The 19,969-nt window shown below is 67.4% G+C and carries 27 protein-coding genes; 15 read left to right on the top strand and 12 right to left on the bottom strand.

What is annotated here, in order from left to right; translation table 11 throughout:
• Window positions 1–50 precede the first annotated feature (50 nt).
• Window positions 51–686 (top strand): hypothetical protein, encoded by a 636-nt coding sequence (locus tag J7528_RS24765; RefSeq protein WP_291880206.1) that lies wholly within the window; start codon window positions 51–53, stop codon window positions 684–686.
• Window positions 686–895, top strand: coding sequence for a helix-turn-helix transcriptional regulator (locus tag J7528_RS24760; RefSeq protein ID WP_291880205.1), 210 nt, complete (start codon window positions 686–688; stop codon window positions 893–895). The genes J7528_RS24765 and J7528_RS24760 overlap by 1 nt, the downstream gene beginning before the upstream one ends.
• 117 nt (window positions 896–1,012) lie before the next feature.
• Here J7528_RS24760 and J7528_RS24755 read toward each other — a convergent pair whose 3' ends face one another.
• The gene (locus tag J7528_RS24755) at window positions 1,013–1,813 is read right to left on the bottom strand and encodes an inositol monophosphatase family protein (protein WP_291880203.1); all 801 of its coding nucleotides are present in this window, start codon (window positions 1,811–1,813) and stop codon (window positions 1,013–1,015) included.
• A gap of 220 nt (window positions 1,814–2,033) precedes the next feature.
• Here J7528_RS24755 and J7528_RS24750 point away from each other — a divergent pair, with 220 nt between their 5' ends.
• Entirely contained in the window at window positions 2,034–2,435 is a 402-nt protein-coding gene (locus J7528_RS24750; RefSeq protein WP_291880202.1) for a hypothetical protein, read from the top strand.
• Complete coding sequence (locus J7528_RS24745; protein WP_291880200.1) at window positions 2,422–3,279, top strand: sigma-70 family RNA polymerase sigma factor; 858 nt, start codon at window positions 2,422–2,424, stop codon at window positions 3,277–3,279. Before J7528_RS24750 ends, J7528_RS24745 begins: the two co-directional genes overlap by 14 nt.
• Before the next feature lie 2 nt (window positions 3,280–3,281).
• On the opposite strand, the gene J7528_RS24740 is transcribed toward J7528_RS24745, so the two are convergent.
• The gene (locus J7528_RS24740) at window positions 3,282–3,689 is read right to left on the bottom strand and encodes a hypothetical protein (RefSeq protein ID WP_291880198.1); all 408 of its coding nucleotides are present in this window, start codon (window positions 3,687–3,689) and stop codon (window positions 3,282–3,284) included.
• Window positions 3,690–3,775: 86 nt separating this feature from the next.
• Window positions 3,776–4,417, bottom strand: coding sequence for a thiamine phosphate synthase (gene thiE, locus J7528_RS24735; protein WP_291880196.1), 642 nt, complete (start codon window positions 4,415–4,417; stop codon window positions 3,776–3,778).
• A 132-nt stretch (window positions 4,418–4,549) separates the two neighbouring features.
• Here thiE and J7528_RS24730 point away from each other — a divergent pair, with 132 nt between their 5' ends.
• Together J7528_RS24730 and bfr are read left to right on the top strand one after the other, a co-directional pair.
• Window positions 4,550–4,735, top strand: coding sequence for a (2Fe-2S)-binding protein (locus J7528_RS24730; protein WP_291880193.1), 186 nt, complete (start codon window positions 4,550–4,552; stop codon window positions 4,733–4,735).
• 145 nt (window positions 4,736–4,880) lie between these two features.
• Window positions 4,881–5,360: a bacterioferritin gene (gene bfr, locus J7528_RS24725; RefSeq protein ID WP_291880190.1), complete on the top strand. Its 480-nt coding sequence runs from the start codon at window positions 4,881–4,883 to the stop codon at window positions 5,358–5,360.
• A 140-nt stretch (window positions 5,361–5,500) separates the two neighbouring features.
• Here the strand turns inward: bfr and J7528_RS24720 are convergent, their stop codons facing one another.
• Together J7528_RS24720 and J7528_RS24715 are read right to left on the bottom strand one after the other, a co-directional pair.
• A complete protein-coding gene (locus J7528_RS24720; RefSeq protein WP_291880187.1) occupies window positions 5,501–5,989 on the bottom strand; it encodes a GNAT family N-acetyltransferase in 489 nt (162 codons plus the stop codon).
• Window positions 5,990–6,021: 32 nt separating this feature from the next.
• The gene (locus J7528_RS24715; RefSeq protein ID WP_291880183.1) at window positions 6,022–7,434 is read right to left on the bottom strand and encodes a PAS domain-containing methyl-accepting chemotaxis protein; all 1,413 of its coding nucleotides are present in this window, start codon (window positions 7,432–7,434) and stop codon (window positions 6,022–6,024) included.
• Window positions 7,435–7,842: 408 nt separating this feature from the next.
• Here J7528_RS24715 and J7528_RS24710 point away from each other — a divergent pair, with 408 nt between their 5' ends.
• A complete protein-coding gene (locus J7528_RS24710) occupies window positions 7,843–8,424 on the top strand; it encodes a tryptophan-rich sensory protein (RefSeq protein ID WP_291880180.1) in 582 nt (193 codons plus the stop codon).
• Between the two features lie 148 nt (window positions 8,425–8,572).
• Here the strand turns inward: J7528_RS24710 and J7528_RS24705 are convergent, their stop codons facing one another.
• The 4 genes from J7528_RS24705 to J7528_RS24690 form a co-directional block, all read right to left on the bottom strand.
• Entirely contained in the window at window positions 8,573–9,019 is a 447-nt protein-coding gene (locus tag J7528_RS24705) for a DoxX family protein (protein ID WP_291880177.1), read from the bottom strand.
• Complete coding sequence (locus J7528_RS24700) at window positions 9,016–9,768, bottom strand: DNA-binding domain-containing protein (RefSeq protein ID WP_291880174.1); 753 nt, start codon at window positions 9,766–9,768, stop codon at window positions 9,016–9,018. Before J7528_RS24700 ends, J7528_RS24705 begins: the two co-directional genes overlap by 4 nt.
• Window positions 9,761–10,588: a DUF692 domain-containing protein gene (locus tag J7528_RS24695; RefSeq protein WP_291880172.1), complete on the bottom strand. Its 828-nt coding sequence runs from the start codon at window positions 10,586–10,588 to the stop codon at window positions 9,761–9,763. Before J7528_RS24695 ends, J7528_RS24700 begins: the two co-directional genes overlap by 8 nt.
• A gap of 162 nt (window positions 10,589–10,750) precedes the next feature.
• Window positions 10,751–11,035: a DUF2282 domain-containing protein gene (locus J7528_RS24690; RefSeq protein WP_291880169.1), complete on the bottom strand. Its 285-nt coding sequence runs from the start codon at window positions 11,033–11,035 to the stop codon at window positions 10,751–10,753.
• Window positions 11,036–11,226: 191 nt separating this feature from the next.
• Here J7528_RS24690 and J7528_RS24685 point away from each other — a divergent pair, with 191 nt between their 5' ends.
• From J7528_RS24685 to J7528_RS24675, 3 genes are all read left to right on the top strand, one after another.
• Window positions 11,227–11,766 (top strand): sigma-70 family RNA polymerase sigma factor, encoded by a 540-nt coding sequence (locus tag J7528_RS24685; RefSeq protein WP_291880167.1) that lies wholly within the window; start codon window positions 11,227–11,229, stop codon window positions 11,764–11,766.
• The gene (nrsF, locus tag J7528_RS24680) at window positions 11,753–12,391 is read left to right on the top strand and encodes an anti-sigma-F factor NrsF (RefSeq protein ID WP_291880164.1); all 639 of its coding nucleotides are present in this window, start codon (window positions 11,753–11,755) and stop codon (window positions 12,389–12,391) included. The genes J7528_RS24685 and nrsF overlap by 14 nt, the downstream gene beginning before the upstream one ends.
• 161 nt (window positions 12,392–12,552) lie before the next feature.
• Entirely contained in the window at window positions 12,553–13,236 is a 684-nt protein-coding gene (locus J7528_RS24675) for a DUF1109 domain-containing protein (protein ID WP_291880161.1), read from the top strand.
• Between the two features lie 55 nt (window positions 13,237–13,291).
• Here J7528_RS24675 and fba read toward each other — a convergent pair whose 3' ends face one another.
• The 3 genes from fba to gap form a co-directional block, all read right to left on the bottom strand.
• Window positions 13,292–14,383: a class II fructose-bisphosphate aldolase gene (gene fba / locus J7528_RS24670; protein WP_291880158.1), complete on the bottom strand. Its 1,092-nt coding sequence runs from the start codon at window positions 14,381–14,383 to the stop codon at window positions 13,292–13,294.
• A 138-nt stretch (window positions 14,384–14,521) separates the two neighbouring features.
• On the bottom strand, window positions 14,522–15,712 hold the full coding sequence (locus J7528_RS24665; protein WP_291880155.1) for a phosphoglycerate kinase: 1,191 nt from the start codon (window positions 15,710–15,712) through the stop codon (window positions 14,522–14,524).
• 70 nt (window positions 15,713–15,782) lie between these two features.
• Complete coding sequence (gene gap, locus J7528_RS24660; protein ID WP_291880152.1) at window positions 15,783–16,790, bottom strand: type I glyceraldehyde-3-phosphate dehydrogenase; 1,008 nt, start codon at window positions 16,788–16,790, stop codon at window positions 15,783–15,785.
• Between the two features lie 215 nt (window positions 16,791–17,005).
• Here gap and J7528_RS24655 point away from each other — a divergent pair, with 215 nt between their 5' ends.
• From J7528_RS24655 to J7528_RS24635, 5 genes are all read left to right on the top strand, one after another.
• Window positions 17,006–17,398, top strand: a complete 393-nt coding sequence (locus J7528_RS24655; RefSeq protein WP_291880148.1) for a hypothetical protein — start codon at window positions 17,006–17,008, stop codon at window positions 17,396–17,398.
• Between the two features lie 3 nt (window positions 17,399–17,401).
• The gene (locus J7528_RS24650; protein ID WP_291880144.1) at window positions 17,402–17,728 is read left to right on the top strand and encodes a cell division protein ZapA; all 327 of its coding nucleotides are present in this window, start codon (window positions 17,402–17,404) and stop codon (window positions 17,726–17,728) included.
• Between the two features lie 258 nt (window positions 17,729–17,986).
• Window positions 17,987–18,598 (top strand): 5-formyltetrahydrofolate cyclo-ligase, encoded by a 612-nt coding sequence (locus tag J7528_RS24645; protein WP_291880141.1) that lies wholly within the window; start codon window positions 17,987–17,989, stop codon window positions 18,596–18,598.
• A gap of 21 nt (window positions 18,599–18,619) precedes the next feature.
• Entirely contained in the window at window positions 18,620–19,441 is an 822-nt protein-coding gene (locus J7528_RS24640; RefSeq protein WP_291880138.1) for a YmdB family metallophosphoesterase, read from the top strand.
• Between the two features lie 91 nt (window positions 19,442–19,532).
• The gene (locus J7528_RS24635) at window positions 19,533–19,946 is read left to right on the top strand and encodes an organic hydroperoxide resistance protein (protein ID WP_291880136.1); all 414 of its coding nucleotides are present in this window, start codon (window positions 19,533–19,535) and stop codon (window positions 19,944–19,946) included.
• Window positions 19,947–19,969 lie beyond the last annotated feature (23 nt).

The following is a 19,969-nucleotide window of genomic DNA, read 5'->3' as shown; positions in this document are numbered from 1 at the left end:
ACAGGCAGGGCGCGAGCGTGGGTCGTGGGATACGCTGGATTAGCGCGGCGATGGCGGGCTTCTGCGGCCTGATGGCCACGGCGCTGACCATGATCGTGGCGGGGATGCTGGTCCTGACGGCGATCGCGGACTGGACGCATCAGCAAGCGACCTGGCGCGCCGGCAACGACAAGATGAACGTCGCGGCGAAGGTGACCAGTACGGCTGAGGTCTGCGGGCCCGACAAGCCGTCCCCCTGTCCCATCCTGAAGCCCGACACAGCGCGCCCCACTCTGAAGGCCTATGTCAGCGGCCTGATCGGGAAGGCGGTCATGCAGGCGCCGCTTGCGGCCCTGGCCTATGGCTTGTTCCAGGCCTGCGCCTGCTTCGTCGGTTTCGCTCGCGGGCGACTGCTGGCGCGGCGCACGGTGGACCAACTGGTGCGGTTCGCGCTGGCCGGGCTGGGCTTCGTCCTGCTGTCACCGTTCGCCGCGAAGCTGGGCGGTCTGGCGACGGACGGTTCGCGCAAGCTGATGGACATCGTGACCGGCGACCGCTCGGTGCTGTTCTCGGTCAGCACCTACACCGCCAGCTACGCGGGCGTATCGAACGTTCTGACCGTGATCTATGCCGTCACCTTGACCCTGATCGCCCTGATCATGGTGAAGGCGGCCGCGATCGCCGACGACCACGCCCAGATCGTCTGATGCCGATCGTGGTCAAGCTGGCCGTGATGATGGCCGAGCGGAACGTCAAGTCCAAGGACCTGGCGGCCCATATCGGCATCACCGAGGCCAATCTCTCCCTGCTTAAGCAGGGCAAGGTGAAGGGCGTGCGTTTCGAGACCCTGGAGAAGATCTGCGACTATCTGGATTGCGAGCCCGGCGACATCCTGCGGATGGATCGCCGCCCTTAAAACCTGTCATCCCGGGCGCAGCGTAGCGGAGACCCGGGACCACAACAGGCTCGGAGTTTCCGGCGGTCCCGGCTCGGCGCGCTTCGCGCTTGGCCGGGATGACAGTTTTTAACGGCCTTAGGCCGCCCGCAGGCGTTCCAGGATCTGCGGATAGAGGTCCTGGTTGCTGGCCAGGATCGACTTGCCGCCCACGACGTCCAGGTCGTTCTCGTCGATCGTGGTGACCTTGCCGCCCGACTCCTGGACCATCAGCACGCCGGCGGCGATGTCCCACGGGTTCAGGTTACGCTCCCAGTAGGCGTCGAAGCGGCCGGCGGCGACCCAGGCCAGGTCCAGGGCGGCCGAGCCGAAGCGGCGCACGCCGGCGACCTTCTGGCTGACCTGGTGCAGCTCCTTCAGGAACTGGCCGTGGCCCGGCTTGCCGGCGAACGGCACGCCCGTGGCCAGGATGCTCTCGTCCAGGTGACGGCGGGCGGCGACGCGCAGACGCTTCTCGGCGCCCAGGAACGCGCCTTTGCCCTTTTCAACCCAGAACAGGTCGTGGGTGATCGGGTTGTAGGTGACGCCGGCGACGACGCCTTCGCCTTCACGCTGCAGCGCGATGTTGACCGCGAAGTGCGGGATGGCGTGCATGAAGTTGGTGGTGCCGTCCAGCGGATCGACGATCCAGGTGTGGGTCTTGTCGGTGCCCTCGATCATGCCACGCTCTTCGCCCAGGAAGCTGTAGCCCGGGCGGGCCTTGGTCAGGATCTCGAACAGGGTCTGTTCGGCCTTGATGTCGGCATTGGTGACGAAATCGGCCGCGCCCTTCTTGGAGACCTGCAGTTCGGTGACTTCGCCGAAGTCGCGAGCCAGGCCGCGGGCGGCCTTCCGGGCCGCGTCGATCATGACGTTCAGGAGGGCGGAAGGCGTGGCCACGGGCGGATATCCTCAAGGAAATGCCGTCGACGCCCGCCGGAAAGTCCGGCGGCGGAGCGGTAGGTCGACGGTGTGAAAGAACGGGCGCGGAACCTAGTCGTCCACAGGCGGAATGGCAAGATGGGCCTGATTCAACAGGCTTAACGGCATTTTTCGCCGAACCATGTCACACGGGCGGGGTCTGTCTCGTCCTGCCTTCGAACCATTTTCGGAGGGCGACATGCGCTGGATCGCGATCGGACTGACGGTTCTGTTTCTGGGCAACGGCCTGGTGATGCTGACCGTCCCTTACCCTTGGTACCTGACCATTCCCGGCGTCATCCAGACCGGGCCGTTCAACGACCATTTCGTGCGCGACATCGGCGCCACCTATCTGGCCTGCGGGATCGGGACCCTGCTGGGGGCTCTGAACCTGCGGCGGCACGCCGGGGCGGTGGTCGTGGCGGCGGCGTTCCAGGGCGCCCATGCGATCATCCACGTGATCACGCCCTTCTGCGGAACCAGCCTGCCGTGGCCGCTGCTGGCGCGGGACTTTCCGGGCGTCTTCCTGCCGACCCTGCTGACGATCTGGCTGGCGGTCGCGGCGGTTCGGGCTCAGAAAGCTTGGCATGACGGCGTCTGACGCGATCTTCGAGGCCAAGCGCCCGGCCATGACCGGCCTGGCCTACCGCATGCTGGGCTCACGGGCCGAGGCCGAGGACGTGGTGCAGGACGCCTGGCTGCGCTGGCGCAAGGTCGACGCCGACACGGTCGAGGAGCCCGGCGCCTATCTCAACCGCGTGGTCACTCGCCTGGCCCTGGACCGCCTGAAGTCGGCCCGCGCCCGGCGCGAGGTCTATGTCGGCGAATGGCTGCCCGAGCCGGTGGTCGAGCCCGACTTCGAGGCCGGTGGCGACGCCGACCTGTCGGTGGCCTTCCTGCTGGCCCTGGAGCGGCTGACCCCGCTGGAGCGGGCGGCCTTCCTGCTGCACGACGTCTTCGACACGCCCTTCGCCGAGATCGCCGCCGTGCTGGGCCGCAGCGAGACCGCTTGTCGACAGCTGGCCTCGCGGGCCCGCGAACATGTGCGCCGCGACCGCCCGCGCTACACGCCCAGCGCCGACGAGGAGCGCAAGCTGACCACGGCCTTCTTCCAGGCGCTGCTGACCGGCGACGAGGTCGCGCTGCGCGACCTGTTGACCGAGGACGTGGTCTGGCACGCCGACGGCGGCGGCAAGGCCAACGCCAACCTCAATCCGATCTATGGGATGGAGAAGCTGGTCGCCATGCTGCTGGGCATCCGGCGCAAGTGGCCGCCGCCGGCCGACGCCACCGCGCGCCTGGCCCGGGTCAACGGTCAGCCGGGTCTGGTGCTGGCGGCAAGCGGCGTCGTCTTCCAGACCATGAGCCTGGAAATCGAGGGCGGCCGTATCGCCGCCGTCTACACGGTGCGCAACCCGGACAAGCTGGTCGGGCTGGACGCCTGACCTTAAGGCAGCTCGGCCTTCGGCAGCGTGTCCTTGGTCTCGCAGGCCAGCTTGCCGGCCTTGCCGACGGCGCCGGAGATGTCCTCGATCTTGGCTTCCTTGCGCCAGCCCTTGGGCAGGCCCTTGGAGCCGTCGAAGTCCATCCCGAGGTCCATCCACTTGTCGGCCGCGCAGTCCAGCGCGAAGACCAGGATCGGCCCCTTGCTGGCCGGCCAGTTGCGGTAGGCGCCGTTGGCCTTGCCTTCAGCGATGCGGGTGACGATCAGGCCGCTGGTCTGGTCGACGCGGGTGAAGTCCGCGTCGTAGTAGGTCTTGGTCTCGCCCGGAGCCAGCTTCCAGGTCTCGGCGGTCGCGCCTGCGGAAAACGCCACGACCGGTACGCTAAGCAAACACACTACGAGCCGCTTCATGTCAGCGTCTCCCCCTTACCTGTTGTTCGCTGGGGAAGACGCTATGCCTGTGTGCAGTGCGTCACAATATCACTGTTATTCCAAGCTCAGCGGGCGGCGAGACCCTCGGCGATAGCCGTATTCAAGGCCGCGACAGCCGCATCGGGACCTTGCGGATGCGCCCACACGCCGGCCGAGACGGCCAGGAAGTCGGCGCCCGCCGTGGCCAGGGGCGAAGCGTTGGCGGCGGTGATGCCGCCGATGGCCACGCACGGGACCTCCATGGTCTCCTGCCAGATGGTCAGGATGTCGGGCTCGGCGGTGGTCGGGGCGTCCTTGGTCGAGGTCGGGAAGAAGGCCCCGAAGGCGACGTAGTCGGCGCCGGCCTCGGCCGCTTCCATGGCTAGGTGGCGGCTGTCGTGGCAGGTCACGCCGACCATGCGCTCGCCCATCAGCTTGCGGGCGTCGCGATAGGCCATGTCCGACTGGCCGACATGGACGCCGTCGACCGGCAGGCGGGCGGCCAGGTCGGGGCGGTCGTTCAGGATGACGGCCACGTCGCGGGCCTGGGCGATCGGCGCCAGCACGTCGACGGCCGCCTTGATCACGTCGTCAGGGACGTCCTTCAGGCGGATCTGCAGGGCGGCCACGTCGCCGCCTTCCAGGGCCTTGGCCAGCTGGCGGCCGAACCCGGCTAGGTCGTCCAGGGCGGGCGGGGTGATCAGATAGAGGCGGCAGGGAAGCGTCATAGGGCGGGCTTTATGCCAATTTGGGGACAGATGCGACCTCTGGCCGCTGCTAACCAGAGTGAGAGTCAGTTGCAAAACCTCTCGCGACCAGCTAGATGAGAATGACACTCAATCGTGTAGGGCGTTCGTTCCTTGTACGTCTGTAACTGTAATGGCATCCGCGAGCGCGAAGTCCGCGCCGCCATCGACGCTGGCGCCACCCGTCCGGCCGACATCTTCCGCTCGAAGGGCTGCCAGGCCCAGTGCGCCAAGTGTGTCTGCGAGATGCGCCAGATGATCCAAGACAATCGCGAGGCGCTTGCATTCGCAGCCGAGTAACGGCCGAAAAGCCAATAAATTCAGCTATCGCGAAGCACTCTCACAGATTTCTGTGAGAGCGCGAAACACTCGCACACATTCAAGTTGAACCCCGTTTCGGCTTGCCCCAGGTTCCCGCCGACAGACGAACCTTAAGGAGGCCGCCATGCAGGGCGATCCCAGCATCATCCGATTGCTCAACGCGGTGCTCACCAACGAGCTGACGGCGGTCAACCAGTACTTCCTGCACGCGCGGATGTACGACAACTGGGGCTTCAAGCGCCTCGGCAAGATCACCTACGACGAATCCATCGGCGAGATGAAGCATGCCGACATGCTCATCAACCGCATCCTGTTCCTGGAAGGCCTGCCCAACCTGCAGGACCTGCACAAGCTCAAGATCGGCGAGACCGTGCCGGAATGCCTGAACAGCGACCTGCAGGTCGAACTGGCCGGCCGCGAGACCCTGATCCCCGGCATCATCCAGTGCGAACAGGCCCGCGACTATGTCAGCCGCGAGCTGCTACGCGTGATCCTGAGCGACACCGAGGAGCACATCGACTTCCTGGAAATGCAGCTGGGCCTGGTGAAGTCGCTGGGCGAGCAGAACTACCTGCAGTCGGCTGTGGGCGAGCTGCCGGCGTAAATCTACACCGTCTTCCCGGCGAAAGCCGGACCCAGATGGAAGAATGCTGGGACGGGTTCTAGGAGCTCCGAGCTTTTCCAATCAGCCCCAGCGCTCCGAGATCCAGGCCCCGGCCTTCGCCGGGGAAATCGGAGGTGGGGTTAGACCCGCTCCATGAACACCCGCAGGCTCTCATCCAGCCCGCGCGCCAGATGTTCGCGCCGGATCTCCGTGAGGTCCGGCGCTAATTTTTGGTCGTCGAGATCGCGAAAGCCCAGGCGGCGATAGTAGGGCGCGTTCCAGGGGACGTCGCGAAAGGTCGACAGCAGCAGGCGGCGGGTCCGCTCGCCGACCGCATCGATCAGCGTCGCGCCGAGGCGCCGGCGCTCGAAGGCCGGCAGCACGTCGATCTGCTCTATATAGAGGCCATCGCTGACGGGACGGAACATCACGAAGGCCGCAAGCGCGCCGTCGATCTCGGCGACCAGCAGGCCGCCCGTCGCGATCCGATCAGACAGCACCGACGCTGGCGAGGGCTCATCAGCGGCCAGAGCGTCCATCAGGCCGATGAAACGCTGGGCCGAGGCCCGCTCGATGTCTCGAACGGCCTCGATCTCGGAGGCGAGAGCAGGGCGGATGGCGACGGTCATGCCGCCATGCTGACCTGCCGGATGCGCGGGGTCTAGGCCGCGCGGGCGCCCGGACGGCGGCTCTGGGCGACGGGCTGCGAATGGTCCTGACCGGTGTTGAAGCGCTTCACCAGGTCGGCCAGGTCATGGGCCTCGACGCGCAGGTTGGCGGCGGCGGCGGTGGTCTGCTCGACCATGGCCGCGTTTTGCTGGGTCACCTGGTCCATCTGGTTCACGGCGCTGTTGACCTGGTTGAGGCCGGTGGCCTGCTCCTGGGCCGAGCGGGCGATCTCGGAGATCAGGCCGTCGATCTCGCCGACCTTGCTGACGATGCCGTCCAGCGAGGCGCCGCTTTCGCCGACCAGCTTCACGCCGCGATCGACCTGGGCGGTCGAGTTGGCGATCAGGGTCTTGATCTCCTTGGCCGCATCGGCCGAGCGCTGGGCAAGCGCGCGAACTTCCTGGGCGACGACCGCGAAGCCACGGCCGGCTTCACCGGCGCGCGCGGCTTCGACGCCGGCGTTCAGGGCCAAGAGGTTGGTCTGGAAGGCGATCTCGTCGATCACCCCGATGATCTGACCGATCTGGGCCGAGGACTTTTCGATCTCACCCATGGCGGCCACGGCCTGCTGGACGACCTCGCCCGAGCGGCCGGCGTCGACGCGGGCGGCCGAGGCGGCCTGCGAGGCGCGGCGGGCGCCTTCGGCGCTGCGCACCACGGTGGCGGTGATCTCGTCCAGGGCGGCCGCGGTCTCTTCCAGGCTGGCGGCCTGCTGTTCGGTGCGGCGCGACAGGTCGTCCGAGGCGTAGGAGACCTCGTCGATGCCGGCCTGCATGGTGTTGGTGCGCTGGGCGATGATCGAGACGGTCTCGCGCAGGCTGTCGACGGCGGTGTTGAAGTCGGCCTTGATCTGGACGTAGCGCGGATCCACGAGCGAGGTCATGTGCTCGCTGACGTCGCCGCGCGCCAGGCGGCGCAGGCCTTCGGCCACCACCGACACCAGGTTGTTGTCCTCGTCGGCCTTCTTGCGGGCGGCCTCGGCGGCGGCGCGCTCCAGCTCGACGGCGGTGATGTCCGAGGCGAACTTGACGACCTTCACCGGCTTGCCGTTCTTGTCGAACAGCGGGTTGTAGGAGGCCTGGATCCAGATCTCCTTGCCGCCCTTGCCCACGCGCTTGAACTTGTCCGAGAAGAACTCGCCGGCATTCAGGCGGCGCCAGAACTCGCGGTACTCGCCGCTCTTGGCGTAGTCGTCCTCGACGAACAGGCTGTGGTGGCGGCCCTGGATCTCCTGCAGGCCGTAGCCCAGCGTTTTCAGGAAGTTGTCGTTGGCCGTGACGATCGTGCCATCAAGGTTGAACTCGATGACCGCCTGACTGCGGTGGATGGCGGCGATGACGGCCTCCATCTCGGCGGTCTGGCCCGTGGCCTTGGCGTCGTCCTGGCGCGTCCGGAAGAAGGACATCGGCGTTTTCCCTGATCGCGAGGCCCCCGAACTTCACCACCCTGGCGAAGCCCGCTTCTCGCGGTTCGGCGACAGGTTGCGCGCCCAAATTCAAAAAGAGCCTTAACGCGGTGAAGCTCGCGGTTGAATTTCAAAAATCTCGGTATCTAAAAAATCCCATAAAAAACAGCAAGATGATGCCTTTTGCTAAACGCGGCGTTTTCCTTAACGCGGCATCCGGTCGCACGAGACTTTAGGATAGATCGAGTCAGGGCTGTGCTCGTGGGAGTCGTGCTCCCGACACCCTAGGGGCGTTTTGAGGTGGCGCGGCGCGAGGATCAGGCCATCATGGGCGTCAGGCCCTGCTGAAGCTGGAACCAAGGCTCAGCTGGGCTGTTTGACCTTGCGAGTTCACGAGGGAGTCCCGCCATGCATATCGCCAACGGAAAGTCGCGCGAGCGCGCCCTGGCCGGTCGCGAAGCGTTCGAGCTTGATCGGCGGGAGGGCGGCGTCCATCCGGCGGCGCAGGTCGCGGTTGGCGCGGCCCTGGCCGGCGGCGCGATCGTCGCGGCCCTGATGATGGGCCGTCGCCACGAGCGTGTGCTGGACGACGAGATGTACGCGGTCGAGTTCGCCGAGATGCACGAGCCGGTCGCCCATCAGCCCAAGCCCTTGACCAGCCTTCTGCTGCCGCCGCTGTTCATCGCCATGACCCTGTCGGGCCTGCGCACCTGGAACGCGCCGTCCAGCCCGGCCCGCACCCGCGCCTTGACGATCTGGAGCCTGGTGCAAGGCTTCAACGCCCTGTGGCTGGGCCTGGGCGCCAAGCGGGTCGGCGGTCAGCTGGGGGCGGCCACGGCCTCCCTGGCGGCCTCGGCGGCCTATGCCATTGAGGCGCGCAAGGTCGGCGGCGCCGCTGCCCCGGACCTCGGCTGGGTCGGCATCGCTAACGCCCTGACGGCCCAGCTGTGGCGGCGTCCGATGGTTCCGCGCGTCCCGACCATCCACTAATCCCACCATCCGATTTCCCCGGCGAAAGCCGGGGCCCAGATGCAAGAACGCCCGCGATCCGGTCAGAATTGCGGGCGTTTCTGCATGCGCCTCACAGCTTTACGATCTGGGTCCCGGCTTTCGCCGGGAAGACGGAATAGAGGAGGGCTCAGGCGATCTTCAGCACCCGATCCAGGCTGAACTTGCCGCCGCCGCGGGCGATCAGGAACAGCAGCAGGCCCGCCCACGACAGGTGGGTCGGCCAGGCGTCCGGGTAGACGAAGATCTCGATCACCGCCGTCATGCCCAGGAAGGCGAGCGCGGAGAGTCGCGTGAACAGTCCCAGCACCAGCAGCACCGAGAACAGGTGCTCCGAATAGGTCGCCACGTGCGCCGCCACGTCCGGCGGCAGCAGGGGCACGTGGTACTCGCTCTCGAACAGGGCGTAGGTCCCGTCGGTGATGTGCAGGAAGCCGTCGACCTTGGTGCGGCCCGACTGGAAGAAGATGGCGGCCACGCCGAAGCGGGTGACCAGGGCCAGGACGTCCTCGCTCAACAGCTTGCGGGCGGTCTGGGCGAAGGCGTCGAACGGGGCGCGGAGCGAGAGGGCGGTCATCGGGCGGTTTCCATGAAGGCGCCCCGGGCGATCAGGGCGGCGAAGAGTGGGGCAAGCTGGACATCGGGATCGGCCTCGAAGGCGCGGCCGGCGGCTTCGGCGGAGCTCAGGCCGTCGCCGCAGGCGCGCAGGAAGGCTGTTTCAGCGTTGCCGATCACGCGATGCATAACTGCGCCCTTGTCGCGAACGAGCAGCAGCGTCTCGGGCTGATCGGGCAGTTCCAGGTCCTCGCGCCCTTCGCGGGCGGCGACCCACAGGCTGGGCAGGCCGGCCTCGAAGCTGGCGAAGCGGACGCTGGGATGCAGGGCCAGGTTGGTCTCGGCCAGGACCTCGGGCGGCAGGGCCGCTAGCGCCTCGGCGGTAAGGACCGGCGCCTCTGCGGCAAACAGAGCCTCGGTCCACAGGCGGTCCAAATGGGCGATCCCGGCCAGATAGGGCGTGTCGTCGGCCGGGGGGAAGCGCTCCAGCCAGGTGGGGAAGGCCTCGCCATAGTCCAGCAGGGCGGCGCTGGCCGGCGGGGCCTCGCGTGCGAACAGGGCGGCGGCGGCGCGGAACCAGTCCTCGCCGACCATCGACAGCACGGTCGGGAAATTGGCGGCCAGGGCGTCGACACAGCCCTTGGCGATGGTGTTGCGGTAGACCGACAGGCCCGCCGCGCCTTCACCTGGCGCGAGCCAGGGCGACAGGGCCGAGGGGCTGCCGGCGAGGGCGGCGACGAACGCGTCCTGGAAATCCAGCAGCTCAGGCATGGACGGCCTCCAGCGCGGAGAGCTCGGCGGCGGCGCGGTCGCGCTCGGCCATGAGAATGGCGAAGGCGGGAATGTCGTCGTCGCGCTCGATCAGCGTCGGGCGCGGGCCGATGCGGCGGATCAGGCGGCGGTAGAGGGCCCAGACGGGCTCGGCCACCGGCGCGCCGTGGGTGTCGATCAGCAGAGACGAGCCGCCCGTGTCGGCGCCGTGGCCGGCCAGGTGGATCTCGCCGATCGCCTCGGCGGGCAGGGCGTCCAGATAGGCCTCGGCGGCGTAGCCCAGGTTGCTGGCGCTGACGAAGACGTTGTTGACGTCGACCAGCAGGCCGCAGCCGGTGTGCTCGACCAGGGCGGTGAGGAACGTGACCTCGTCCAGGTCGTGGCCGGTCAGGGGCAGGTAGAGCGAGGGGTTCTCGATCAGCACGCGGCGGCCCAGGGCGTCCTGCATGCGGCCGATGTTGGCGGCGATGCGGGCCAGGGCCGCATGGGTGCGGGGAAAGGGCAGCAGGTCGGGCTGGTGCGCACCTCGGTGCGTCGACCAGGCCAGGTGCTCGGACACCACGAACGGCTCGAACCGGTCGACCAGGCGCTTCAGGGCGGCCAGGTGGTCGGGATCCGGATCGGCGTCGGCGGCCAGGGACAGGCCCACGCCGTGTAACGATAGCGGCCGGCGCGCGCGGACGGCTTCCAGCGCCGCCAGGCGCGGCCCGCCGGCCGACATGTAGTTCTCGGGATGGACCTCGAACCACAGCCCCTCGGCGTCGCAACCGAGCGCGTCGGCATAGTGCTGGGATTTAAGGCCGAGGCCGGCGGTGATCACGGGGAAACTCTCCAAATCCGATCTTCCCGGCGAAAGCCGGGACCCAGATCCCAGGGCGTTTGGGCTGATTGGAGGGGCTCGGGGGTATTGGAGCCCACTCCAGTGCTCTTCCATCTGGGCCCCGGCTTTCGCCGGGGAGATCGGAACTTAGGGGATGTGGAATTACATCTTCGGGGTCAGCGAACCCATGCCGGTCGGGGTCTTGATCGTGATGCACGTGCCCTTCTTGACCATCTTCCAGGCGTTGCCCTGGTAGTCGGCCTTCGAGGTGCCGGCGCACGAGGTGCCAGCGCCGGCCTTGCAGTCGTTCTCGCCGGCCTTGGCGACGCCGTAGCACTTTTCCTGGTCGCCCTTGGCCTTGCCGTGGTCGTCGGCGGCGGCGATCGAGACGCCGGCCGACAGGGCCAGGACGGCGGCGAGGGCGGCGGTGGCAGCGGTGCGGTTCATGGGGTTTCTCCTCGGTGTTGTTTCACACCAGGCGGCTCTGTCGCCGCCCGGTCGATGGGGAAGTACGAAGCGACACCGGGGAAGGTTACAACGATCGACGAACAAAATTTCGGCGCGGTTTCACGGCCTAGGTTCCGGCGCGGCGCGCGGGCGTGTAACCATCCGCCCCTCGCGCGCGAATAGGGGCTTGCGTGACGGATACCGAAACCCGTTTGAAGGCGCTGATGCTGCGCGGGCTGGACGGCGACGCCGCGGCCTATCGCGAGTGTCTGGCCGGTCTCGGCGTTCGACTTCGCGCCTATTTCGCGCGGCGGATGTCCGGCGCGCCCGGCGATGTGGAGGATCTTGTGCAGGAGACGCTGCTGGCGGTGCATCTCAAGCGGTCGACGTGGGACCCGTCCCAGTCGTTCACCGCCTGGGCGCATGCGGTGGCGCGCTACAAGCTGATCGACCATTGGCGGCGGCGAAAGATCCGCCAGACCCTGCCGATCGAGGACCACATCGAGTTTCTGGCCGCCGATGAGCCGGATCCGGGTGTCGGCCTCGAACTGGATCGCGCGCTGGCCACCCTGCCGGAGAAGCAGCGGATCCTGGTCACCGACGTCAAGCTGACGGGTCTTTCCCTGGCCGAGGCCGGGACCCGCGCGGGCATTTCCGAAGGGGCGGCCAAGGTCGCCCTGCACCGGGCGCTGAAGTCCCTGGCCGAAAGGATGCGCCGTGCGGACGGATGACCTGATCGACGCCCTGGCCCAGGACGCGGGCCCCAGCCGTGCGCCGCCCAGGCGTCTGGCGATCGTCGCGGGCCTGGGCGCCCTGGCGGCTCTGATCCTGGTGCTGGCCTGGCTGCACACCCGCCATGACCTGATGCAGGCCATGCGCGGCGGCATGTTCTGGATGAAGGCGCTCTATACGGGGGCGCTGGGCCTGGCCGGTTATCTGGCGATCGAGCGTCTGTCGCGGCCGGCGGGCTCGGGCCGGCGCGGCTGGATGCTGGGCGGCGTGGTCTTGGGCCTCTTCGCCCTGGCCGGCGTCGTCCAGGCGATGATGAGTCCCGACATCCAGATGGCCCTGCACATGCTGCGCGGGCACTCGTGGCACGTCTGCAGCCGCAACATCCTGATGCTGGGACTGCCGATGCTGGGCCTGGGCCTGTGGGCCGTGCGCGGCATGGCTCCGACAAGGCCCGTCGCCGCCGGCTTCGCCACGGGCCTGTTCGCGGGCGGGGTGGCGGCCACCGTCTATGGCCTGCACTGCGCCGAGAACACCTTCACCTTCGTGGCCCTCTGGTACAGCCTCGGCGTGCTGTCGCTGGCCGTTCTTGGCGCACTGATCGGGCGCTGGGCGCTGCGCTGGTAGGCAGATGACGCGTCCCCAGAAGTAGTGACGATCACGTTTCGTATCGTCGCCTTAGGGTCGATTGACAAACCATCGTTCCGCCAATGAAGTGCCGCCGCTTTTCGCGAATGAGACGCGAAAAGCTTCACTGAAACGCCAGCCGGCTCTGTGGGGAGAGGCGCGTGACGATCGACGACACCGTTGCTCCGCTGGACGCGGGAGCGAGCGGCGAAAGCCTTGGCGCACCCATATGGTCGACCGCGACCTTGCCCTGGCGGCTGGCCGAGATTGGCGGCGCGGGGGCTCTGGCCGGCGTGCTGATGATCCTGGTCTGGCTGGAGGTGCGGCCTGACCTGACCGGGGCGGCGGGGCAGGCCTTCTTCTGGATCAAGGCCGCCTATACGGCCGGCGTCGCCCTGTGCGCCCTGGTCGCGGCCACCTGGCTGGCGCGCGGACGGCCGGGGGGCCTGACGGTGCTGAGCCTGGCCGGCGCGGCCGCGGTCGCCATGCTGATCGCCGCCGGCGTCCAGAGCGCGGCCATGAGCCCGGCCACGCTGATCACGCTTCATTGGCCCAACGCGCTGGTGTGCCTAGGCAATATCTTGGTCATCGCCGCCCCGATGCTGGCGCTGACCGTTTTCGGCCTGCGCGACGTCGACTTGCTGCGACCCGCGCCGACCGGCTTCGCCTGCGGACTGTTTTGTGGGGGCGTAGCGGCGACGGTCGACGGCTTGCACTGCTGGCAGGGGACCTACGCCTTCGTCGGTCCCTGGTTCACCCTGGCCATGCTGGTCAGCGGGGGGATCGGGGCCGGCGCGATCAAGCTGCTTGCCCGTCGCCGCCGCTTTCTCCTGCCGGCGGAATAGAAAAGGCCTCCCGGATCGCTCCGGGAGGCCCTTCATCTTCAAGCTCTAGAGCGCCTTACTCGGCGGCGGCCCTGGCCGCGCCGGCGCCGAACTTGGCGTCCAGTTCGCCGGCCGTGTAGCGCTTGGCCATGGTCGCGGTCGACAGCGCCTTGATCTTGTCGGCGTGGCCGGCCGAGCCGAACTCGACGAAGCGGGCCTGGCAGACCTTGCGCATGGCTTCCTTGGCGGGCTTGAGATAGGCGCGCGGGTCGAACTCGTGCGGCTTCTCGACCAGGATCTTGCGGATGGCGCCGGTGATGGCCATGCGGTTGTCGGTGTCGACATTGATCTTGCGCACGCCGTGCTTGATGCCGCGCTGGATCTCTTCGACCGGCACGCCCCAGGTCTGGGGCATCTCGCCGCCATAGGCGTTGATGATGTCCTGCAGGTCCTGCGGAACGCTGGACGAGCCGTGCATCACCAGGTGGGTGTTGGGCAGGCGGCGGTGGATTTCCTCGATCACGTTCATGGCCAGGACGTCGCCGTCCGGCTTGCGCGTGAACTTGTAGGCGCCGTGGCTGGTGCCCATGGCGATGGCCAGGGCGTCGACGCCGGTGGCCTGGACGAAGTCGACCGCCTGGTCCGGATCGGTCAGCAACTCGTCGTGCGAGAGCTTGCCTTCGAAGCCGTGGCCGTCTTCGGCCTCGCCCATGCCGGTCTCCAGCGAGCCCAGCACGCCCAGCTCGCCCTCGACCGAGACGCCGCAGCTGTGGGCCATCTGGACCACCTTGCGGGTGACATCGACATTGTATTCGTAGGTCGCCGGGGTCTTGGCGTCTTCCATCAGCGAGCCGTCCATCATCACCGAGGTGAAGCCGTACTGGATCGCCGTGGCGCAGGTGGCCGGGCCGTTGCCGTGGTCCTGGTGCATGCAGACCGGGATGTGCGGATAGATGTCGACCAGGGCGTCGATCATCTTGGCCAGCATGATGTCGTTGGCGTAGTTCCGCGCGCCGCGCGAGGCCTGGATAATGACCGGCGAGTTGACGGCTTCGGCCGCCTCCATGATCGCCAGGCCCTGTTCCATGTTGTTGATATTGAAGGCGGGCAAGCCGTACTCATGCTCGGCGGCATGGTCCAACAGCTGGCGCAGCGTGATGCGAGCCACGTAATTCTCTCCTGCAAGCGTGAAGTAGGGTTGGGTCGTTTCTTGTTTTTGGGGCCGTGACGCTTGTGCGTTCTCTGCCCGGGTCAGTCATTAGTCAGTCCGGCGCGGATCTGCACGATCCGCGCCAGGATGAGTATCTTAGGATTCGAGCGCCGCGACGCCCGGAAGGGTTTTGCCCTCCATCCATTCGAGGAACGCGCCGCCGGCGGTCGAGACGAAAGTAAAATCGGCCGACACGCCCGCGTGGTTCAGTGCAGCGACAGTATCACCGCCGCCCGCAACCGCCACAAGCTTACCCGATTTCGCCAGGGATGCAGCGTGTTTTGCCGCCGAAACCGTCGCTTCATCGAACGGAGGCACTTCGAAAACGCCCAACGGACCGTTCCAGATCAGCGTGATGCTTGAATCCATGGCGGCCAGCAGGCGCTTGGCGCTTTCCGGGCCGGCGTCCAGGATCAGGTCGTCGGCCTGAACTTCGTTCAGCGCACGGACGGCGGTCTCGACGCCAGGCGCGACCTTCTTGGCCACGACCACGTCGACCGGCAGCAGCAGCTCGCAGCCGGCGGCTTCGGCCTTCTTCATGATCTCGCGGGCGGTGTCGGCCAGGTCCTTTTCGCAGAGCGAGCCGCCGACATCGTGGCCTTGGGCGAACAGGAAGGTGTTGGCCATGCCGCCGCCGATCGCCAGGCGATCCAGCTTGGCGACCAGGTTGTTCAAGAGGTCCAGCTTGGTCGAGACCTTGGAGCCGCCGACGATGCCGATCACTGGCTTCTTCGGGTTGCCGAGCGCGGCGTCCAGGGCTTCCAGCTCGCGCTGCATCGACAGGCCCGGATAGGCCGGCAGCAGCTTGGCCAGGCCTTCGGTCGAGGCGTGGGCGCGGTGGGCGGCGCTGAAGGCGTCGTTGACATAGATGTCGCCGTTGGCGGCCAGGGCCTGGGCGAAGTCGGCGTCGTTCTTCTCTTCGCCGGCGTGGAAGCGGACGTTTTCCAGCAGCGCGACGCCGCCGTTTTCCAGGCCGTCGACGACCTTGGCGGCTTCATCGCCGATGCAGTCGCTGGCGAAGGCGACCGGCTGTTCCAGCAGCTTGGAGAGTGGCTCGGCCACGAAGCCCAGGCTCATCTCCGGCACGACCTTGCCCTTGGGGCGGTCAAAGTGGGCCAGCAGGACGACCTTGGCGCCTTGCTTGGACAGATAGTGGATGGTCGGCAGGGCTGCGCGCAGGCGGGTGTCGTCGGTGATCTTGCCGCCGTCCACCGGGACGTTGAAGTCGACGCGAACGAGGGCGCGCTTGCCGGCGAGATCGGCGGTGTCGAGAGTGCGGAAGGGCATGGAGCTTCCTGAGTAGCGGGTAAGGAAAACCCCCGCTCCTTGCGGAGCGGGGGCTGGGTCGTTCAGTTCCTTAGAGGAACTTGGCCATCTCGAGGGCCGTGTCGCTCATGCGGGTCGCGAAGCCCCACTCGTTGTCGTACCAGCTGAGCACGCGGACCAGCTTGCCTTCGATGACTTGCGTCTGGGGCAGGGCGGCGGTCGAGCTGGCGGCGATGTGGTTCAGGTCCGACGAGACGACCGGATCGGTCGTGGTGAACAGCACGCCCTTCATGGCGCCGTCGGCGGCGGCCTTCAGGGCGGCGTTGACCTCGTCCACCGTGGTGTCGCGCGACGGGACGACCTTCAGGTCGATGACCGAAACGTTCGGGGTCGGGACGCGGATCGACGAACCGTCCAGCTTGCCCTTCAGGGCCGGCAAAACCAGGCCCAGGGCCTTGGCGGCGCCGGTCGAGGTCGGGATCATGCTCAGGGCCGCGGCGCGGGCGCGGTAGAGGTCCTTGTGCATGGTGTCCAGCGTCGGCTGGTCGCCGGTGTAGCTGTGGATCGTGGTCATGTAGCCGCGCTCGATGCCGACCAGGTCCTGCAGGACCTTGGCCACCGGAGCCAGGGCGTTGGTGGTGCACGAACCGTTCGAGACGACGATGTCGTCGGCGGTCAGGGTCTCGTGGTTGACCTTGTAGACGATGGTCTTGTCGGCGCCGTCGGCCGGAGCCGAGACCAGCACGCGCTTGGCGCCGGCTTCCAGGTGCAGGGCGGCCTTGTCGCGGGCGGTGAAGATGCCGGTGCACTCGAACGCGATGTCGACGCCCAGTTCCTTGTGCGGCAGGTCCTTCGGGTCGCGGATCGCCGTGACCTTGATCTTGCCCATGCCGACGTCGATCCAGTCCTCACCCGAGGTGACCGTGCCGGGGAAGCGGCCGTGGACGCTGTCGTAGCGCAGCAGGTGGGCGTTGGTTTCGACCGGACCCAGGTCGTTGATCGCGACGACCTCGATGTCGCGGCGGCCATGCTCGGCGATGGAGCGCAGGACCAGACGTCCGATGCGGCCGAAGCCGTTGATGGCGACGCGAATAGCCATGGGTCTTTCTCCTGTTATGGCCGCCGGATCTGATGCGATCGGCGTTCCCTATTTGGGTGCGCGTTTTGCGGGGGAAAGGCGCGAAGTCAAGGCCTCAGAAACTGACACGCCTTTCGTAAATGCTGCTATGGGCTCCGCGTCGCCCAAATCTCGCCCCTGCGTCTGGCATAGACGGGCTCGATCTATATGTTGCGTTGCATGATTGGAAACCGCCGATGATCCCGGCCGACGGTACGGCCCTCGACCTCGCCGTGCGCCGCCTGGAGCGCGCGATGGCCTCGCTCGAACAGCGTCTGGCGGCCAAGGCGGCCGAAGCCTCTCGCACGCCTGTGTCCGTCGCGACCTCGGCCGAGCCGGGCCTGTTCCCTGAAGTTTTTGGGGACCAGGAGCGCGCGCGCCTGATCGCCGACCTGGACGCCGCCCGTGAACGCGAGAGGGCCTTGGAAGAAGCCGGCGAGCAGGCTTCGGCGGCTCTGGGCCGCGCTATCGCCGAGATCCGCTCGGCTCTGGGCGACGAGGCCGTGGCCAATGACGACCACGAGCATGATGACGAGGTCGGCGCGCCCGACCAGGACCAGGATCTGTTCGACGATCCCAAGGAGGGCTGACCGATGGCCCAGGTGACCATCCACGTGAACGGCCGCCCCTACATGGTCGGCTGCGAGGACGGCCAGGAGCCGCACCTGACCGAGCTGGCGCGCCTGTTCGACCGCCAGGTCCGCCAGGTCAGCAGCGACGTCGGCCAGTTGGGCGAGACCCGCCTCTTCCTGATGGGCGCCCTGCTGCTGGCCGACGAGCTGTCGGACATGAAGTTGCGCCTGGCCCACGCCAACGCAGAAATCAGCCGCCTGAACCAGGAAGGCACCAAGGCCGAGATCGCGGCGATCCGGGCGCTAGATGCGGCGGCGGAGAAGATCGAGAAGCTGGCGGCGGAATAACGAGCCGCGTCACCGCGCCGCTAGCAATCCACCCTTCGAACCCCTATCTTGTCAGACGGCGGGTCATGCTGTGGCTCTCGTCGAAGATTTCTTATCCCAGGGACCTTAATCTCTCTATCGGGACCTGTTCCCTCCCGTGGCCGTGGCTGCGGGAATACGGGGCCCACCTGTTACTGACAGGTTCGAGTGGATTGAAACGTCTTCACGGTTCTTCGCGGCGCCGCCACCCTTTCCCCTGAAAAGCGCTATAGACGGGCGATGACCATCGTCGACCCCCTCGCGGCCAAGATCGCGCTGCGCGTCTTTCTGCGCAATCAGCGCAAGCAACTGGCCCTCGAACATCCCGAAGCCGACTGGATGATCGCCGAGGTCGCGCGCGAGCCGCTGGCAAAGCTGTTCCCCAATCCCGCCGGCAAGGTCGCGGCGCTGTACCACGGCCTGGGCTCGGAGATTTCGCCGCGCATCCTGGCCGATCAGATGGCGGAAGCGGGCTGGGTCCTGGCCCTGCCGGCGGTGCTTGACAAGGACGACGGCGAGATGGTGTTCCGGCGCTGGGACCGCGCGGCGCCGCTGGTCCACGACGCCATCGGTCTGCGCAGCCCTTCGCCGGAAGCGCCGGTGGTCCAGCCGGATCTCGTGATCACGCCGCTGCTGGCCTTCCAACGCGATGGCCTGCGGCTGGGGCAGGGCGGCGGCTACTACGATCGGGCGCTGGAGGACCTGCGGGCGCGCAAGCCGGAGGTCTTCGTGCTGGGCTTGGCCTATAGCGGTCAGCAGGCGGAGAATCTGCCGCACGAGCCGCATGATCAAAGGCTGGACGCCATTCTCACCGAAAAAGAGTATATGGCCGTCAAAGACATGGGCCGTTAGCGCCCCCCTCAAGGACTTCTGATGCGTTTCGCCTTCTTCGGCGATGTCGTCGGCAAGTCGGGCCGTGACGGCCTGGCCGACCATCTGCCCGATCTTCGCCGCCGGCTCGGGCTCGAGTTCGTGATCATCAACGCCGAGAACGCGGCGGCCGGTTTCGGCATCACCGAGAACACCGCGCGCGAGCTGTTCGACGCCGGCGCCGACTGCCTGACCTTGGGCAACCACAGCTGGGACCAGCGCGAGGCCCTGACCTATATCGTGCGCGAGCCGCGCCTGATCCGTCCGGCCAACTATCCGATCCTGTCGGACGCGCCGGGTCGGGGCAGCCACCTGTTCCAGACCGACAGCGGCAAGACCGTGTTCGTGGTGAACCTGCTGGGCCGCGTCCACATGGACGCCATGGACGACCCGTTCGCCGCCGCCGACCGCGAGCTGGACAAGGCGCCGCTGGGCCAGGTGGCCGACGCCGTGATCGTCGACATGCACTGCGAGGCCACCTCCGAGAAGATGGCCATGGGTCACTATTGCGACGGCCGCGCCTCGCTGGTGGTGGGCACCCACACTCACGTCCCGACCGCCGACTGCCAGGTGCTGCCGGGCGGTACGGCCTACCAGACCGACGCCGGCGCCTGCGCCGACTATGACAGCGTCATCGGCAACCAGAAGGAAGAGCCGCTGCGCCGCTTCACCACCAAGATCAGCGGCGGGCGCTACACGCCAGCCTCGGGGCCGGCGACGGTGTGCGGCGTCTTCGTCGAGACCGACGATCGCACCGGCCTGGCCGTCCGGGTCGAGCCGATCCGGGTGGGCGGGCGTCTGAAGCAGAGCATCCCCGAGGTCTAGCCGGGGGTTCTTGGCACATCCGTGCAAGCCGGTTCTTGCGGCTGTCATGGAACGGGTCTCTGATCAGGCTTCACGCCAAAGGAGACCTGCCATGACCGACGCCCTCTACACCGCCAAGGCCCACGCCGTGGGCGGCCGCCAAGGCACCGCCAAGACCGACGACGGCCACCTGGACGTGACGTTGGGCTATCCCAAGTCGCTGGGCGGCGACGGCAGCGGCACCAACCCCGAGCAGCTGTTCGCGGCGGGCTATGGCGCCTGCTTCCTGGGCGCGCTGGGCCTGGTGGCCCGCAACACCGGCGTCAAGCTGGGCGAGCACAGCCTGGACAGCGAAGTCGACCTGATCAAGGACGAGACCAGCTTCCACATCGCCGTGCGCCTGAAGCTGAACGCCCCGGACCTGGACCGCGACACGGCGCTGAAGCTGCTGCACGCCGCCCACGAGGTCTGCCCGTACTCCAAGGCGACGCGGGGCAATGTCGATGTGTCGCTCGAGGTCGCCTGAGCCTTTCCCACTCTCCGTCTCCC

It is taken from the genome of Caulobacter sp., assembly GCF_017744445.1.
GTDB lineage: Bacteria > Pseudomonadota > Alphaproteobacteria > Caulobacterales > Caulobacteraceae > Caulobacter.
This window is presented reverse-complemented; position numbering and strand designations above follow the sequence as displayed.